This window comes from Bartonella machadoae (assembly GCF_022559585.1).
GTDB lineage: Bacteria > Pseudomonadota > Alphaproteobacteria > Rhizobiales > Rhizobiaceae > Bartonella > Bartonella machadoae.
In genome coordinates this window covers 1,918,508-1,934,908 of the sequence record NZ_CP087114.1, presented here as the reverse complement: position 1 = coordinate 1,934,908, position 16,401 = coordinate 1,918,508, and the positions used below count along the sequence as shown (strand labels likewise).

Below are 16,401 nucleotides of genomic sequence, written 5' to 3'. Positions count from 1 at the left end.
CAAACCTGTTGAAGCTTTTGCTTTAAGTCATCTCACAAACGCATAGGATGCTAGGTTTTCATTGGTCTGGTAGAAACCAAGAATATGAAAGCTTTTACGCAATGGGGGTGGAGTGCGCGCGCTCCCCCACGCGCGCAGGGCAAAAACGAAAACTTTGCTGCTTTTTTTTAAGGTGTTGAACATTAAAATCGACCACGGCTTCGTGCTCCCATTTTTGCGGCTTGGGCACCACCACCACCCGCACCACCACCCGCCATTTTTGCTGCGTTGGTGATTTGCGAAGCTGTATTTTTAGTTGCTCTTGCTCCATTGGCGATCATTGTAAAAATTTGTCCTCCTGAAGAGATTCCAGCGTTAAAGTATGGTCCGCCAGCAGAGAGGGCAGAGGCAACACTAGGAAGGGCACGGAAAAGAATGGCTCCTATAATCGAGATGACGACGACAGGGGGAAAGAGAACATAAATTGAATCATATGTGCCACTGAGAACGTGCAGAATAATTTTGCACATAATCGTTCCAAGCATGATCACCAAAACCTGTAAAATAGTAAAGTTGACCAATGTTGTAATCCATGCATCGGTAAATTTTCTCGTCGCATTGAATAAGTATAAACTAATGAACAGCGGTCCAAGACCTATAATCATCACCAGTGCAACTTGCGCAAACATTTGTACAATAAAGCCCGCTATACAAAAGACAATAACAGCGCAAATCATTAAAAAGCCAAGAAGTCCCACCAAGATTCTTTCAAGAAACCACGCGTTATATAATACTTCTTGATAACGTGTAGAAGCCTGTAACAAAATGTAATCAAATACATTGGAACCGGAGGTGTTGCCATTTAGTGCATTGCCAATAGCGTTTACTAAGTCCTCGAAAAAGACATTTTTAACATAAGTATTAAAGGTATCTGCATTGGTTGCCATGGTCGTTACAACAACAATTTTAACCACATTGTTGAGAAGACTATGCATGGAAAAGGCAACACGACCCGTCATGACATTATAGCCATAGAGAAAAATGAAAATGATCGAAGCAAGATTCAGCGGTGCTGAAATAGTACCTGACAAATTGCTCACGGTCGTATCCATCACATCATTGAGGGGCTTTAAAATATAGCTAGAAATGCTTTCAAATGGTGAAGAACTAAAATCTTTCATCGAGACTCCCAAGATTTGATGAGACATTAGACTTTGCAAGTTTTTCTTTTAATTTTTCTAAAAGATCTTCGTTTTCTTTATGTACGTTCTCTTCACGAACTTCCTCATTGGTTTTGGTATTTTTTGCTTGAATCATATCCAAGGACTGAAGTTTTAAAGCATCCGCTTGAAGTTCTGCTTGAAGAGCGGAAAGTTCTATTTGAAGAGCCTGTAATTCTTGCAGGTTAGACTGTTCTTGTGTTTGTGTTTGTTCTTTTTCTTGTGTTTGTGTTTGTACTTTTGCTTTTGCTTGTAATTGTGCAAGTTTCTCATTGATTTCTTTAATCTTTTTTGCCGCTGTAGTGGCATGCTCATGAATCGTTTCAGCTGTTCCTGATTTTACAGCATTTAATGTTTCTGTGGTTTCGAGTGCCTGTTTATAATACTCTTCAGTATTTTCCGTATTGTCTGCTATTGCATGAGAGATAAAAGACAAAGATAAGAGGGTAATTAAGCTGTATTTTTTCATTGATTTTCTCTCCTTTGGTGAAATATGGGCAGCCATGTATTGGGATCGCTTCCATATTCGTTGATAATTTGGTGCATCAGTTCAATATTTTTGGTTGTGCCACTCAAGACAGCTATCTCGTCGTTTAATCCCCGTAGATTGAGTTCGGCAACGACAGAATTTTGTCCCTGCTTGATGAGAAAACGACGGGATTCTCTACTTAATTCTGATTGGATCAGTTCAAATTCACGTTCCGTTAGTTTGAAATTTTCAACATAATCGTTGTAATTGGCTTTTTGATTGGGAAAAAATATTTGCGTGGGACATTGTTCAATAATTGTGTGTGCTATCGTTGAGTTCAAAGCATCTCTAGGGCTTTGCGTTGCAAAGAGCATCATACCGTTTTGTTTACGGATTGTTTTGAGACGGTCTTGCGCAAAAGCTTTAAAGGAATCGTCTTCAAGGGCTTTCCAGAATTCATCAATGACAATAATAATGCGACGCCCATCAATAAGATCGAGAATGCGGTGAAACAGATACATCATCAAGGGACGCCGAATTTCTTCATTGTCTAAGAAATCGGTCATATCGTAACCAATAAATTGGGCATCTAAATGAAGATCATCTTGATCATTATCAAAAACCCACCCTAGGGCATTGCCTCTAATCCAAGGTTGTAGCCGTATGGCAATGCCTTCTTTTGATGTGTTATCAAAAAACAGTTGAAGAGCACCAAGAGAGCGTTGGGAACGGGGCAAAGTTTCTAAGGAATCTATCGCTTTGGCGATATCTTGTCGCTCTTGTTCTGTTACCGTTTGCTCTTCAGGACAGACAAGTTTTAACACCCAATTGCGAAGAAAGACTTTGTTCTTTTCATTATATTCTAGGCCTTTTAAAGGGGAAATGCCCGTAGGTTGCCCATTTTTTAAAGGTTTGTATTTTCCACCTCCCGCACGTACAAAAATCTCTGCGCCTTGATCTTTGTCAAAAAAAACCATTGTTGGGTTGTGCTTTTGTAATTGGGCAAGAAGAAAATTCACAATAACCGTTTTACCAGATCCAGAGGGACCGCAAACAAAGGTATTGCCAAGGTCGCCATAATGAAAATTAAAATAATATGGAGAACTCGCTTGTGTTTTTAATAATGCTACCGCAGCCCCCCAAACATTGCCCTCAAGTTGTCCAAGGGGAAAGGAATGGAACGGTGATAGGGCGGCAAAATTCCTGCTGGTAATGGCTCCAGAACGCGCACGATAGCTAAAGTTTCCAGGCAATTGCGCCCACCATGCCGCTTCCAATCCTAAATCTTCCCTAGCAATAACAGCTCCACCATTGGTTAAAGCAGAGCGTGCTTTTGAGAGATTTTCAGCCAATATTTTAGGATGATTAGCAAAAACAGCGAGAGAGAGATGGTGTTCGCCTAAGACAAAACGATTGGACTCTAAATCATCAAGCGCTTCATCAAGGGCATCAACTTGTGAGCTCGCACGATCCGCTGCATTAATCATTTGATTTTGTTTGCGGCTCATAATGGTCCCAGCAGCCGCTTTACTCTTAAAGACAAAGGATTGTGTGAGGATAAATTCAAACGGGGCGGTTAGCAATTCACTCGTCATGCCAGGGCGTGTTTTAGAGGGATATTCTTTCCAGCCAAAAATACCAACAAAGCGTTCATTGCTTTCATGACGAATTTCGATAATTTCTTTACCAAAAATAACACGATCTGAATAAATCGTTGAGGCAATAGTCCCAAAGGTGAGAGGAATACGTTCACGTCTTCCTCCTACCAATTGGTGTAGAAATTCACTTTGTTCAGAAAATAACAGACCATCATGTTCATAGAGGGATAAGAGGCGTGCGTTATAGGCCTCCAAACCTTCTATAAAATCGCGGCTTAATTCTTCAATTCTACGAATGGCTTCCTCATCCGGTTCACATTGCGTTTTCTTCGCTTTTGTTAAGCGTTGAAAAAATGAAGCCAGTTGTTCTGTCTTATCTGATGCCGGATTCCAAAGCAGTGAAACAAACAGATCATTTCTATAAAGTTCTTGCGAAACCATCTTCTTTTTGTATTTTGCATCCAATGTTGCGGCAAAAGATGAAGAAAAACATCCCTCTGGATAGATCGTTTCGCGACGACGAATGATGTGAGAATATAAAGCAACACGTTCATCGGCAATATTTTTTAAAAGAGTGTTTAATTGGTTATGTAAGGAATTTAATTGATCAATATCTGCAGTATCAAAATTGACCCCTTCAAGAGTTATGACCGTCATTAAGCAGCGTGAATTTAAGGCAATGACATGCTGGTTGACATGACGTATATAGGGAATATAGTCTTCAGGAAAAGTTTCTCGTTTCATGATAGACATGGGTTTCACTGAGTTAATTCCTTATAATTGCGGATAAGACGTAATGGGGAAGTTGACCCTCCTCCCCATCTCTCAACATTTTTTTGTTTTCCTCGTGTATTAAGCCAAGCAAACAACACGCGAAATTGATTGTGATCATGTTTTGTTATTTCACGCAAAACAAAGTGCATACCAACCCCTAAACCAAACATTGTAAAATCACTGGTCAAAACAAAAAGAATCGTTGTCGCCATGATATTGAGAGCCATTGCTTCCATTGTCACACCGGCAAACATGACCGGTCTTGTACAAGCAAGGAAAAGGGTATCTTCGTTCATTTATGTCCCGCCTGTTAATTTATCAACGAGAGCAGATGCACCAAAAACAATACCAATGCCGATAATACAGTAAGCGGCTTTGCGTAAATCAATAAAGCCATACATCCAGCCAATCCCCACTGCAACAACACATATAATTGCAATAAGCCTTGCCGTTGTTCCCGTCATCATCGAAACAATATTTTGTAAAACACCATCAAGTTTCCCTAGTCCACCCGTATCAGCATTAGCGGCATAAGAAGGATCCCCGACAATGATGGAGATTAAAAGCAGCATAATGACGATAAACATAATGTTTTTGGATCTACTGTCTGTCATTTGTCCTCTCTTTAAAAAGAATTATTTAGCTTCGGATGTTCTTTCATCTCTCCTGAAGAGCCTTATTGCTTTACAGCTTATAGGGTGCTCCTCTGTTTCTCATTTATAAAAGCTCTCAGAGTGGTTCTGTTTCTTTTCACCCTGCTTTTGCCGAGAGATAAAAGTTTTCTCATCTTAAGATTGTTCTACATAAAAATGGCAATTTTAAGTTGTATCTCTTCGCAGAGTTAATTTGCAAAAGACCTCCTTAAAAATTCTTTTTCAAGATTTAAGAAGGGTGTTGGTAAAAATGTGAAAGGACAAAGAAATAATGAATTTTTTGAGCAAATGTATTAAACGCGTGCACTTTAGATTCATCGTTATTGTTTATATCATGGGTTCTCTATTATGGGGGATGTACCAATATAAAGATAAAGTCGATATTGATGTTTTCAAAACATTTATAATGCAAGATATTGTCGGTGTGCAAGAGGGCGTTGTTGGTTTGCCTTTGCAAGAGAATAAGTCCATGGAGACGATCACCAAACAGCAATTAACAAAAACCGGACCGACTCTTCCTTTGCAGAACAATGTTTTACTGAAGAATAGCACTGCTTTCCAGGGTAAGGCATTGGTGACCAGTGGTGTTACATTTAAACTGGTGACTCCTGTTGCACAATCTTGGCGTAAAAATATTGTTCGCAATATTCATCTTTATGGTGTCGATACTTGTGCACCACGTCAAAGGGCAAAACTGAACGGTCAAGAATGGCCTTGTGGTGCGGTTACAACAGCTTGGCTTGTTACCAAAACACTTGGTCAGAATTTATCTTGTCAACAGGCCCTTATCGACAATGGGATTTCCTATGCACAATGTTTTGTTAATGGGGTGGATTTAGCTGAAGCGGGTCTTACAGAAGGCATGTTCGTGCTTTCAAAAGAGAGCAAAAATCCTTTTCCAACACAGTATCGGACTGCGCAAGAAACAGCACGCAACAACAAAATTGGTCTTTGGTCGAGTGAATTCACCGAACCTTTACAGTGGAGACGGGATAATGGATCTTACAACCCCTTTGCGGGTTTGTAAGGAGAGTGATAGCCATATTTCCCTGATATTGCGATTGTGAACTTTATAAAGCAAACTGAAACAAACCAAAGAGTAAAGTGAAAAAAGTATGAGAATCTATGGGTCTGTTTCTCACAAAGAGAGAGGGATTTGCTCCCCATTTTAAGATATGGGTATTCTCAAAACGACTTCGCATTGAGAGTTGTTGCTAGAGTTATTGTTTACATAAACAGCTATTATTGACGCAATGCGATGTTTACACAACATTTATACAATATAATGTTTCGACAATTCTATCAAAAAAACTCTTATTTTATTCAGATGCTATAGAAGTATAGAAGTGATGAACGGTGTTTTTTAAATAATCGAGTTCATAGATGAGGGATGAAGAATTGTGCATCCTCTTCAATGATGGGGTGTAGAATTTTATGAAACACAGCGATTTACTTTAACAGAATGGAATGAAGCCGTGATAGGGTCTTTTTGTTCTTGTTTGGTTTGTAACAAAACAATCGATAAAAATGCTCTTTATCAGTAAAGCGCATTATAAAAGAAATTCTTTATAAAAGAAATTCTTTGTGGTTTTGTGAACAGAATGAGCCTTGATGCATGGGGTTTGGAGAAGAAATGATGGTTATGACAAAAGAGCAGCATTATCTTTTCTCCTCCTTTTCTTTCACCGACAGAGGATAAAAATTGACGATTTGCAGGGAAAAAATATAAAGCAAGGCAAAAAATACGAGGGAGATTGAGGGTTAGCCAATTTGCGGTTTGAAAAAAGCGGAGAGGAAAAAAGAACCTTTACATCCCTTGATCTTTAAAAATTGTAAGAAAATCGAGAAAAGAAGGAAAACGCTAACAGAATTAAACAGTTTTTTGGTTCACTGTATTTTGTATAAGCTCTGGAGTAATGGCGTATTTTTGCGGAAGATCACTCAAAAAGTATCAGTTTAATATCAGGTGCTGCTAACAGTATCTAAAGCGATATCTTTTAAATAATGGAGATTGCGTATTGTCTCACGCTTTTGTTTGTCACGCTCTTTAGGGGCACGCCCCTCATGCAAAACAGAACGCCACCCAGTTGCCAATTCACGGGCTTTTTTTAAGAGATATTTCTTAAAGCACCCAAGTCCATTTCACGACTCTGCTCGTGGATGGTATCGTGTAAAATCCATTGGGAACCATTATCTTTGCGCTTATGAAGGTGCAAGCCGACACCATCATGCTTTGTTGCTAGCCCTCATGTTGCGACAGCTCTTGCTTTGAAATGATTCATAACAGGCATGTTTACTCCTTTCTTCTTTTTATCCACACGATAATCCCACTTATGACGTGCAAGGGGATGGTTTTGATTGCTTTACCATAAGCAGGATTGAAGTGAGAAAATTTTAGGATATTGGGATCTCTCATTCAATCTCGAAAACGATGAATTATCGTTATAAATCAATATCTTGCCTAAACGTATGACAAGTCTGTTATAAGATCTCCTGAGAGATGGAGTGCCAAAACCTAGAATAGCCTTCATATATGATGCGATTGTGCAACGGCTGTTTGTTGCGCGTCTGTTCTAAACTCTAGATTCTAAAAAGATTTCTTGAACTACAATATCCGTAAAGCGGATGAAAAATTTATTTTTTTATAATTTTTAATATAGTTTGGATTGATTGACGAATTCCTAAGGAGAAAAATGAAGAGTGTGTCCTTCAATACGTCTTCTTTTTTCGGGTGTCGTGCGGGAAAAGTTTGCTGTATTTGCCTTGAAACTTTTCTTCACTGTCGCGATGATTTAGCAAAGGATCTCCTTTCTCTTTTCCTTTTCCTCAATTAGTGGGTATCGCTTTATGCGTAGAAAGGACTTTTTTCGTTACAGAATAGCAAGAAAACATGCAACTTCTCCTTTGTTAGAGGCAATTGCAGAGTTATTGTTTGCTCTTCAAAATACATTATACTCTTGATACTTTTGAAATTTTAGAATTGTGTTTTCATTCATCTGCGCATCCTTTGTCTTTATAGATAGGGTGGGGGATATGGTACTAAGACTCCTGAGATCATTGAAGGAATGGAAGATTGAGGGGCATAAGCCTATTGTTTCCTCTCAAGACTTTTATCAATGAATGTTACAGGAAGAGCGCATTTGTTAATATGCATGCTCCATTTTTGAACGATACGCTACGCTCTTTGGTGCTCTATTCTATTGCTGAGGGGTAGAATTCTTTCTAGCGTAAGAATGCTTTTTAAACAGTTAAGAAAATACAAAAGAAATTGCCTTCTCTTTGTGTTTCATATATGAAACCACCCAAGAATTTAATATCCAAAAAATATAGAAATCAATAAATTATAAAAGAATATTCTTTTATAATTCTTGTTTTCCTCATGTATAACTCAGATCATCTTTGATGATAAAAAGTTATACGGACAAAAAAATGATTTTCTGTCTTCATGTTTGAGAAACTGTAGAGAAAAAAGAGAATTTTGAGAAAGCAAGAGATAGAAGAATAGTTTTTTGATAAGTCATTTTTAAGTAAAAGACAGTTTGATAAAGAGTGAATATATTAAACAGGTGCAAGATGAATGAACTTACCCATATTGAGACTGTTATAGCGCATTACGATGCTGTTTTTTGCGATGTTTGGGGTGTTGTGCATAATGGTGTGCATGCATTTGAACCGGCATTGAAAGTTTTGCACGAAATTCGACAGATGGGAAAAAGTGTCATTTTATTGACCAATTCACCTCGACCACGGGACAATGTCATTGCGCAATTACAAAACATGAATGTGCATAGTGATTATTATGATGCTATTATCACATCAGGGGATGTGACGCGCGATCTTATTCGTGCCGCACCGCGTAAAGTTTTTTTTATTGGTCAGCAGCGGGATTTGATGTTGTTTGAAGGGTTAGAGTGTGAACTGGTTGAGGAATGGGAAGCTTCTGTCGTGGTTTGTAGTGGTTTTCTTGAAGATCTTGATGAAGAGCCCTCTGCTTATGAGGAGATGTTTCACCGTCTGCGAGCGCGTAATTTGCCTTTCATTTGTGCTAACCCTGATGTAATCGTTCATTACGGGCATCAGGAATTTTGGTGTGCTGGTGCGTTGGCGCGTCTTTACCAACAATTAGGGGGAGAGGTTCGTATTGCTGGTAAGCCTTATGCACCTATTTATGAATGTGCCTTTGAAAAATTGCAAAAAATTCGTGGAACAGCAGAAAAAAAACAGGTGTTAGCTATTGGTGATGGTCTTTTGACCGATATTAAAGGGGCTGTCCATTTTGGTCTTGATGCCCTTTATATTATGGGGGGAATTCATCGTTATGACTATATGCAAAATGGTGTCGTGGATAAACAAGCTTTGTACTCTTTTCTTGAACGTCATGGTTATAAGCCACAAGCCATCATGTGGGCCCTGCAATAATGTCTGATTTTTTGCGTCTTCAGGGGATTGATAGGCTTCCTTTGCCTTGGCGAGGAGCCGTGTTGGCACTTGGAAACTTTGATGGTGTTCATTGTGGACATCAGGCAGTGCTGCAAGCCGCGCTTGATTTCGCGCGGATGAAAAATAAACCCGCGGTTGTTCTAACCTTTGAGCCACATCCAAGAAGTTTTTTTTGCCCTTCTGCTCCTGTTGATCGCTTGACACAAGCCGCTGAAAAAGCTGAAATCTTTAAAATCATGGGATTTAATGGGGTGATTGAACAGCCCTTTGATGCAGATTTTGCTGCTCTTGCAGCCGACCAATTTATCCATATGATTTTAAAACAAGTTTTTGATGTTTCCGTTGTCGTAACAGGTGAAAATTTTCACTTTGGTCATCAGAAAAGTGGAAATGCACAGCTTCTTTGTCAAAGGGGAAAACAATGCGGTTTTGAGGTTGTGCTCGTTCCTTGTGTTTCTCACACACAAGAGCAACAACAGGTGATTGTTTCTTCAAGTTCTATTCGTAAGCTGCTTTCACAGGGAATGGTCGAAAAAGCAGCTCATTTGTTAGGCTATCATTATCGCGTGCGTGCAAATGTTATTCAGGGTGAAAAACTAGGACGCCTGTTGGGATTTCCAACCGCTAATCAGATGTTGCCTTTTCAAGCCAATTTGGCGCATGGTGTTTATGCGGTACGTTTGCGTCGTGCCAATGGTGTTTTACATGATGGGGTTGCAAGTTTTGGTTGTCGCCCGACAGTTGTTAAAAATGGTGCGCCACTTCTGGAAACTTATTTGTTTGATTTCAATGATGATCTTTATGGAGAAAGTTGCACCGTTTCTTTCTTCCAGTTTTTACGAGGGCAAGAAAAATTCGATGGGCTTGAGCCTTTAATTGCACAAATGCAACGCGATGAAAAAGCAGCAAAAGCAATCTTGGCGACAGTACAACCCGTGTCGCAGTTGGATCAGCTACTTACTTTTAAAAATAAAGTCTAAGTTGGTCAAAAAAAGGAGATGGGATTGCAAGTTTTGGTTGTCGCCCGACAGTTGTTAAAAATGGTGCGCCACTTCTGGAAACTTATTTGTTCGATTTCAATGATGATCTTTATGGAGAAAGTTGCACCGTTTCTTTTTTCCAGTTTTTACGAGGACAAGAAAAATTCGATGGGCTTGAACCTTTAATTGCACAAATGCGACGCGATGAAAAAGCAGCAAAAGCAATCTTGGCAACAGTACAACTAGTGTCGCAGTTGGATCAGCTACTTACTTTTAAAAATAAAGTCTAAGTTGGTCAAAAAAAGGAGATGGGATTGCAAGTTTTGGTTGTCGCCCGACAGTTGTTAAAAATGGTGCGCCACTTCTGGAAACTTATTTGTTCGATTTCAATGATGATCTTTATGGAGAAAGTTGCACCGTTTCTTTTTTCCAGTTTTTACGAGGACAAGAAAAATTCGATGGGCTTGAACCTTTAATTGCACAAATGCGACGCGATGAAAAAGCAGCAAAAGCAATCTTGGCAACAGTACAACTAGTGTCGCAGTTGGATCAGCTACTTACTTTTAAAAATAAAGTCTAAGTTGGTCAAAAAAAGGAGATGGGATTGCAAGTTTTGGTTGTCGCCCGACAGTTGTTAAAAATGGTGCGCCACTTCTGGAAACTTATTTGTTCGATTTCAATGATGATCTTTATGGAGAAAGTTGCACCGTTTCTTTTTTCCAGTTTTTACGAGGACAAGAAAAATTCGATGGGCTTGAACCTTTAATTGCACAAATGCGACGCGATGAAAAAGCAGCAAAAGCAATCTTGGCAACAGTACAACTAGTGTCGCAGTTGGATCAGCTACTTACTTTTAAAAATAAAGTCTAAGTTGGTCAAAAAAAGGAGATGGGATTGCAAGTTTTGGTTGTCGCCCGACAGTTGTTAAAAATGGTGCGCCACTTCTGGAAACTTATTTGTTCGATTTCAATGATGATCTTTATGGAGAAAGTTGCACCGTTTCTTTTTTCCAGTTTTTACGAGGACAAGAAAAATTCGATGGGCTTGAACCTTTAATTGCACAAATGCGACGCGATGAAAAAGTAGCAAAAGCAATTTTGGCAACAGTACAACCCGTGTCGCAGTTGGATCAGCTACTTACTTTTAAAAATAAAGTCTAAGTTGGTCAAAAAAAGGAGATGGGGTTGCAAGTTTTGGTTGTCGCCCAACAGTTGTTAAAAATGGTGCACCACTTCTGGAAACTTATTTGTTTGATTTCAATGATGATCTTTATGGAGAAAGTTGCACCGTTTCTTTTTTCCAGTTTTTACGAGGACAAGAAAAATTCGATGGGCTTGAGCCTTTAATTGCACAAATGCGACGCGATGAAAAAGCAGCAAAAGCAATTTTAGCGACAGTACAACCCGTGTTGCAGTTGGATCAGCTACTTACTTTTAAAAATAGGGTCTAAGTTGGTCAAAAAAGGAGAGCAGAGCAGCAAAAAGAGCACTTAAACTGACTATGAGCACAAAGATATATTCTAAAACATCATGGAGTATATGCGCCTTTCGCTGCTGAGAGGAAGAAGCAACGGTTTGGAGATCTGATTTCAACATGCGCTTTCTCGTAAATTTATGAAACTCTTAGGCTTTTATGATCATGTAAAAGTTTACTGCTTGTTTCTTTATGATCCGTTAAGATAGATGATTAAAGGCTGGCTAAACGATAAAGATGTATGGAGCGTGTTCCCTTGTAGCAATAGGCGAGAAGAGGTGTTGATGCTGTTTCTAAGATTGTTTTCATGGTTTCAACATCTGTTTTTTTTATGCTAGGGGGCACGATAGGAATATGATAGGCTGTTATGCCATATTCTTGTGCTGCTGCTTTTATGATGGAAAAATCAGGTTGGTCAGCATCTTCTTGATCGGGGCGGTTACAAATAATTGTTTTAAAGCCAGCTTGTGCGAGTGTTTTGATATTTTCAACACTGATCTGCCCGCTGATAAAAATATCAGGGCCAATTTGTTGTAAGTTCATCTTTGTTGTTCTCCGATACGCTTTCTCTTTAAGATATTTTCATATTCGATTACCCAAAAGCACGAGCAGCATGAAACTTTTTGAGAGAAGACTTTAACAGAAATGCGTCATCTGTCGAGAAGAATAAAATTGCTTGGAAAAATGATAGGGGATTTTACAGAGATATAAATGTATTGATTGTTTAATGCTTAACTTTCTTCGCTTATTATCATGTGAGCGTTGGATATCTTGCCTCATCACCTTTATCATCTTTGAAGAAAATGCCTTCTGAGGAGAAAACTAATGTTGTTGATGACATAGTACACAAAAAATACTTTCTCAACATCGTCACGCAACACTAGCAAAAAGATAACTTAAAAGAATTGTTGATTACCCTTTTTCTATGATCATTGGCTTTGTATCTTTATGAAGAAAAAGAGGAAAGCTTGATTCTACAGGATTTTTTCAACTTTTTGGGTTGTGGTAGAATGATGAAGTCTTTCATTCAAAGCATTGCTTGAGAAATATAAAAATGTAGACCTCAATTTTTGATGCGTTTCTGGAGAGCTCTGCTTTTCCTTTTGTCGATTGTAGCAATGGTTAGGGGGAAGTGATGGTCTTCAATGCGGGAGGGTATAGGCGTGTCGCTTTTATCTATACAAGAGGGAAAGGATAGTTTTGTATACTTTGGGTGCTTGTCTCCTTTGTTCCTTTTAGTGCTTGAGAAATGTCAAAATGTAGACTTCAATTCACGCGCTTGCTTTAAAGAGACATCTCTTAAAGCACCCAAGCCCATTTCACGACGCTGCCCTTAAATGGTATCGCGTAAAATCCACAGAGCACCATCATCTTTGCGCTTATGAAGGTACAAGCTGGCGCCATTATCCTCTTTACCGGTTCCCAATGTTATAATAGCTCTTGGTATTGAGACGATTCATATTTACGCCTTTCTTTAGAGTTTTTTATCCATACATTAATCCTACTTGTGGTGTGCAAGGGGATAGTTTTGATTGATTCAATATAAGCAAGTTTGAAATGAGAGAATCTTAGGATATTCGGATCTCTCATTTAACAGGAAAAACGATAAATTATCGTTATAAATCAATGTGATGTTAATTGTTCGATGCGTTTCTGGAGTGTTCTGTTTTTCCTTTTGTCGATTGTATCAGTAGAGGGGAAGGTGATGGTCTTCAATGTGGGAGGGTACAGGCGTGTCGTTTTTATCCATAAAAGAGGGAAGAGATTGTTTTGCATACTTTAGATGCTTGCCTCTTTTGTTCTTTTCTGTATAATCGTAAAAACGATAATACAGAAAGGCGTCATGAATGATCATTGGACTTTTAAATCAAAAAGGAGGGGTAGGGAAAACCACATTAAGCGTAAATCTTGCTGCTAGCTTTGCACGGACTGGAGCACGTGTGTTGCTTATTGATGTTGATCCGCAAGGAAGTGCATTGGATTGGGCGGCGGCTCGTGAAGAGGCTCCTTTATTTCCAGTTGTGGGGTTGCCACGTGCAACAGTTCACAAAGAGATTACACAAATTGGTTGTGATTATGATCATATTTTTATTGATGGTCCTCCACGGGTGACGGATCTTGCGCGTAGTGCTCTTATGGCTTCAGATTTGGTCCTCATTCCTGTTCAACCCAGTCCATATGATATTTGGGCAGCTGATGGAATTGTGAAACTTATTGGCGAAGCACGCGTCTATAAAGGAAACTTGAAATCTGCTTTTGTTATTAATCGTAAAATAGTCAATACAGCAATCGGGCGGGATGTGGGGGAAGCCCTTGGAGTGTATTCAGAGCATGTTCTTTCTGCGAGCGTTGCACAGCGCGTGATTTTTGCAGAAGCGACAGCACAGGGGAAAGCTGTTTATGAAGTTGATAGGCAAGGACCCGCAGCAGCAGAGATTGAAGCGGTTGCCGCGGAAATCAAGGAGTTAGCGCAATGAATAAAAAAATTAAGATTGGCACGAAGCCAACCCATAAATCAATTCCTTTAACAGCTGATGCATGGGTAGAAAGCCATAAAGATAAAAGGGACGGTGCTATGAAGCGTCTTACTATTGATGTTCCAGAAAGTTTACATCGCTTGATTAAGATGAGTTGTGCAAGTCGTGGAACAAAAATAGCAGATGAGGTGCGCGAATTGCTTTCACAAAAATACGGGAAATTATAAAAAGAGGGAACAATAAGTTGCCATTGATTGACTGTGGCTTTCTAAAAAGCAAAGAAGGTATAAATACAGGTCGAGTATCTGGTGATTGTATTTACACGGCTCTGTTTTTTGTATTGAAGGCTGGATTGTGTAAATTGCGTATTGTCTCATACTTTTTATGGGGATAGTGGATATAATATCGACCTCCTTATCGTGAGAGCGCCAATGTTAAGCGCTTTGTGAAAGGGAGCACTTTTGTATGGCCTAGATTCTTATACACTTTGCTTGCCATGAAGATTTTTTCCTTAAAGCGCATGATTATTAAACAACAAAAAGACGAGGAAGAATATCACCAGCTGTTATAAGCGCACTTTCAGTGTTGATAGAATGGATAACATGTAAAAATGTATCACATTTAAAATCTTTACAACTGTGTGTGACGATGCGTGTCATGAAACAGCTGAGAAAGTCTATTGATCAATGCATTTTAGATTATGCTGACAATTGCAAAATCAAATTGTGCATGTAAAATCAAGTTGTATCATTTTGTGCTGTTTAATGTGCAGGTGAATTTTAAGAGGGCGTATTTCTCTCTATCATATCGGAGAATTTTGTCCTTTAGAATGGTGAGAGAGGGCGCCTATGAGGCGATGCTCTTTCTATTTGCTTCTTATTTTCTTTGTATCAACCAAATGGAGAACAATAAAGTTGAATGTGATATTTAGAGAAGAATTTGCTTGTTGCGTTTAGAGATTTATTAAATGATTAACAGGTGTCATCTTTCTTTCTCAAAAATTCGTTTTTCATCAGATGGAATGGGAAGGGTTCTTCATTTTTTTAGGCAGAGAAAAAGCAGAGTCCTTGTTTGTTTCATTGCTATGGGTAATGGAAAGAGGTGTTGTTTTTTTGTCAAAACTTTCATGATTTTGTGCGTTTGGGCGTATAAGATCAATTTTAATGAACAAAATGCTAGCTTTTAGATGAAAGAATTCCTTTTATAGAAGGGAACAGATTTATATTTAAAAGATAAACACCTGTGTACGGCATAGATCTTTTCATAAGAAATCAATAAATTGCAGGTGGGTTGTTTTTTATTCTCAAGAGGGAGTGGAAGATGTAAAACTATTCTGAAAGGAATAAATATCATTTAATATTGATAATATATTGATTTTGAAGACAAATAATCGTTTTTATGATTTGTGTCATAACCCTAAAAATTGTAAAATTTTCTCATCTTAAGGCTTCTTATATTGAATTAAGGAAAATTATGTATCTGCATGTTGCAAGTGGGGTTGATGTGTAGATAAAAAATTCTAAGGGGTAAAAATGCCTATTATGAATCGTCGCAATACCAAGGGCTATTGCAAGATTGAGGGCTGGTAAATACAATGATAGATGCCGGCGTGCTCATTTACAAACGTAAAGATGACGGTGCATGCAGTAGCTTTTATGGTAGAACGTTCCCATCGAGCTTGATTTTGTTAAAAATGCGTGGGCAAGGCAAAGGTTAACATACGCAAGTTGAAAGTGACAGCTGGAATTGATGGAGAATTTATCTGCTATTTTAAAATTCTTTTTTCATTTTGTAAGAATTTGCAGCATTTATTTGCACAATTTACACAAAAGTTAAGAGAGCTCTTTCATGTATTCCTCTTAAAAAAGCCAAGGGGGTAAAAATATTAATAAAGTATTAATGATGACACTCAATGTCCAATTAAAACAGAGCAGTTTTTATGCTATCGACCATAAGAACCTCTTTTGTTCTTTGTGATATCAGTTTTGTGAAGTGTATAATGCTACAGTTTGTATGTATGGTGATACAAAATAGCTTATCAGCTTAAATTTGTTTCTTATGAATATTTGCAGTATTCTAGCGTTATGGGGCATGAAAAAGTGAAGCTTTGTTGTGTTCCTTCGTTTTTTATATGCTAAGTTCGTGTGCTAAAAATTCTTTTATACAGATTTTCTGATTGTTTCTACGCTATAATGCAATGGGCGCAAGTTGTTTTTTGTGAAGCAATAGCAATATGATCAGTGAAATAGAAGAACGGCTATAGAATGTCATTCTGAATTGGAAGCAAAAAAATTGATAGTAGAAGATTTGTTTGGCAGAGGAAGCTATTCTTTCTATA

General features: G+C 38.5%; 11 protein-coding genes and 7 pseudogenes. 10 read left to right on the top strand and 8 right to left on the bottom strand.

Annotation, left to right across the window (positions count from 1 at the left end; all coding sequences use genetic code 11):
- Positions 1 to 182 precede the first annotated feature (182 nt).
- The 5 genes from LNM86_RS09155 to LNM86_RS09135 are packed head-to-tail and all read right to left on the bottom strand — an operon-like array spanning position 183 to position 4,654.
- A complete protein-coding gene (locus LNM86_RS09155; RefSeq protein WP_241437434.1) occupies positions 183 to 1,160 on the bottom strand; it encodes a TrbL/VirB6 family protein in 978 nt (325 codons plus the stop codon).
- Positions 1,147 to 1,668, bottom strand: coding sequence for a DUF4407 domain-containing protein (locus LNM86_RS09150; protein WP_241437433.1), 522 nt, complete (start codon positions 1,666 to 1,668; stop codon positions 1,147 to 1,149). Before LNM86_RS09150 ends, LNM86_RS09155 begins: the two co-directional genes overlap by 14 nt.
- Complete coding sequence (locus tag LNM86_RS09145) at positions 1,665 to 4,019, bottom strand: VirB4 family type IV secretion/conjugal transfer ATPase (RefSeq protein ID WP_241437432.1); 2,355 nt, start codon at positions 4,017 to 4,019, stop codon at positions 1,665 to 1,667. Before LNM86_RS09145 ends, LNM86_RS09150 begins: the two co-directional genes overlap by 4 nt.
- A 5-nt stretch (positions 4,020 to 4,024) precedes the next feature.
- Entirely contained in the window at positions 4,025 to 4,336 is a 312-nt protein-coding gene (locus LNM86_RS09140; RefSeq protein ID WP_241437431.1) for a VirB3 family type IV secretion system protein, read from the bottom strand.
- Complete coding sequence (locus tag LNM86_RS09135; protein WP_241437430.1) at positions 4,337 to 4,654, bottom strand: TrbC/VirB2 family protein; 318 nt, start codon at positions 4,652 to 4,654, stop codon at positions 4,337 to 4,339. It lies immediately after the preceding gene.
- 310 nt (positions 4,655 to 4,964) lie between these two features.
- Between LNM86_RS09135 and LNM86_RS09130 the strand changes: the two genes are divergently transcribed.
- Positions 4,965 to 5,720 (top strand): hypothetical protein, encoded by a 756-nt coding sequence (locus tag LNM86_RS09130; protein ID WP_241437429.1) that lies wholly within the window; start codon positions 4,965 to 4,967, stop codon positions 5,718 to 5,720.
- Positions 5,721 to 6,661: 941 nt separating this feature from the next.
- Here LNM86_RS09130 and LNM86_RS09125 read toward each other — a convergent pair.
- Positions 6,662 to 6,984: pseudogene (locus LNM86_RS09125) on the bottom strand (integrase arm-type DNA-binding domain-containing protein); the annotation flags it as partial.
- A gap of 1,282 nt (positions 6,985 to 8,266) precedes the next feature.
- On the opposite strand from LNM86_RS09125, the gene LNM86_RS09120 reads away from it, so the two are divergent.
- The 7 genes and pseudogenes from LNM86_RS09120 to LNM86_RS09090 form a co-directional block, all read left to right on the top strand.
- Positions 8,267 to 9,112 carry a TIGR01459 family HAD-type hydrolase gene (locus tag LNM86_RS09120; protein WP_241437428.1) on the top strand — a complete coding sequence of 282 codons (846 nt, stop codon included), beginning with the start codon at positions 8,267 to 8,269 and terminating at the stop codon, positions 9,110 to 9,112.
- Positions 9,112 to 10,113: a bifunctional riboflavin kinase/FAD synthetase gene (locus LNM86_RS09115; RefSeq protein WP_241437427.1), complete on the top strand. Its 1,002-nt coding sequence runs from the start codon at positions 9,112 to 9,114 to the stop codon at positions 10,111 to 10,113. The genes LNM86_RS09120 and LNM86_RS09115 overlap by 1 nt, the downstream gene beginning before the upstream one ends.
- A gap of 17 nt (positions 10,114 to 10,130) precedes the next feature.
- A pseudogene (locus tag LNM86_RS09110) lies at positions 10,131 to 10,403 on the top strand (riboflavin kinase); the annotation flags it as partial.
- 17 nt (positions 10,404 to 10,420) lie between these two features.
- Positions 10,421 to 10,693: pseudogene (locus tag LNM86_RS09105) on the top strand (riboflavin kinase); the annotation flags it as partial.
- 17 nt (positions 10,694 to 10,710) lie between these two features.
- Positions 10,711 to 10,983: pseudogene (locus tag LNM86_RS09100) on the top strand (riboflavin kinase); the annotation flags it as partial.
- 17 nt (positions 10,984 to 11,000) lie between these two features.
- A pseudogene (locus LNM86_RS09095) lies at positions 11,001 to 11,273 on the top strand (riboflavin kinase); the annotation flags it as partial.
- A gap of 17 nt (positions 11,274 to 11,290) precedes the next feature.
- A pseudogene (locus LNM86_RS09090) lies at positions 11,291 to 11,563 on the top strand (riboflavin kinase); the annotation flags it as partial.
- A 236-nt stretch (positions 11,564 to 11,799) separates the two neighbouring features.
- Here LNM86_RS09090 and LNM86_RS09085 read toward each other — a convergent pair.
- Entirely contained in the window at positions 11,800 to 12,129 is a 330-nt protein-coding gene (locus LNM86_RS09085; RefSeq protein WP_241437426.1) for a protein tyrosine phosphatase family protein, read from the bottom strand.
- A 724-nt stretch (positions 12,130 to 12,853) separates the two neighbouring features.
- Positions 12,854 to 13,046: pseudogene (locus LNM86_RS09080) on the bottom strand (Arm DNA-binding domain-containing protein); the annotation flags it as partial.
- Positions 13,047 to 13,433: 387 nt separating this feature from the next.
- On the opposite strand from LNM86_RS09080, the gene parA reads away from it, so the two are divergent.
- Complete coding sequence (parA, locus tag LNM86_RS09075; RefSeq protein ID WP_241437425.1) at positions 13,434 to 14,063, top strand: ParA family partition ATPase; 630 nt, start codon at positions 13,434 to 13,436, stop codon at positions 14,061 to 14,063.
- A complete protein-coding gene (locus LNM86_RS09070; RefSeq protein WP_241437424.1) occupies positions 14,060 to 14,290 on the top strand; it encodes a hypothetical protein in 231 nt (76 codons plus the stop codon). The genes parA and LNM86_RS09070 overlap by 4 nt, the downstream gene beginning before the upstream one ends.
- Positions 14,291 to 16,401 lie beyond the last annotated feature (2,111 nt).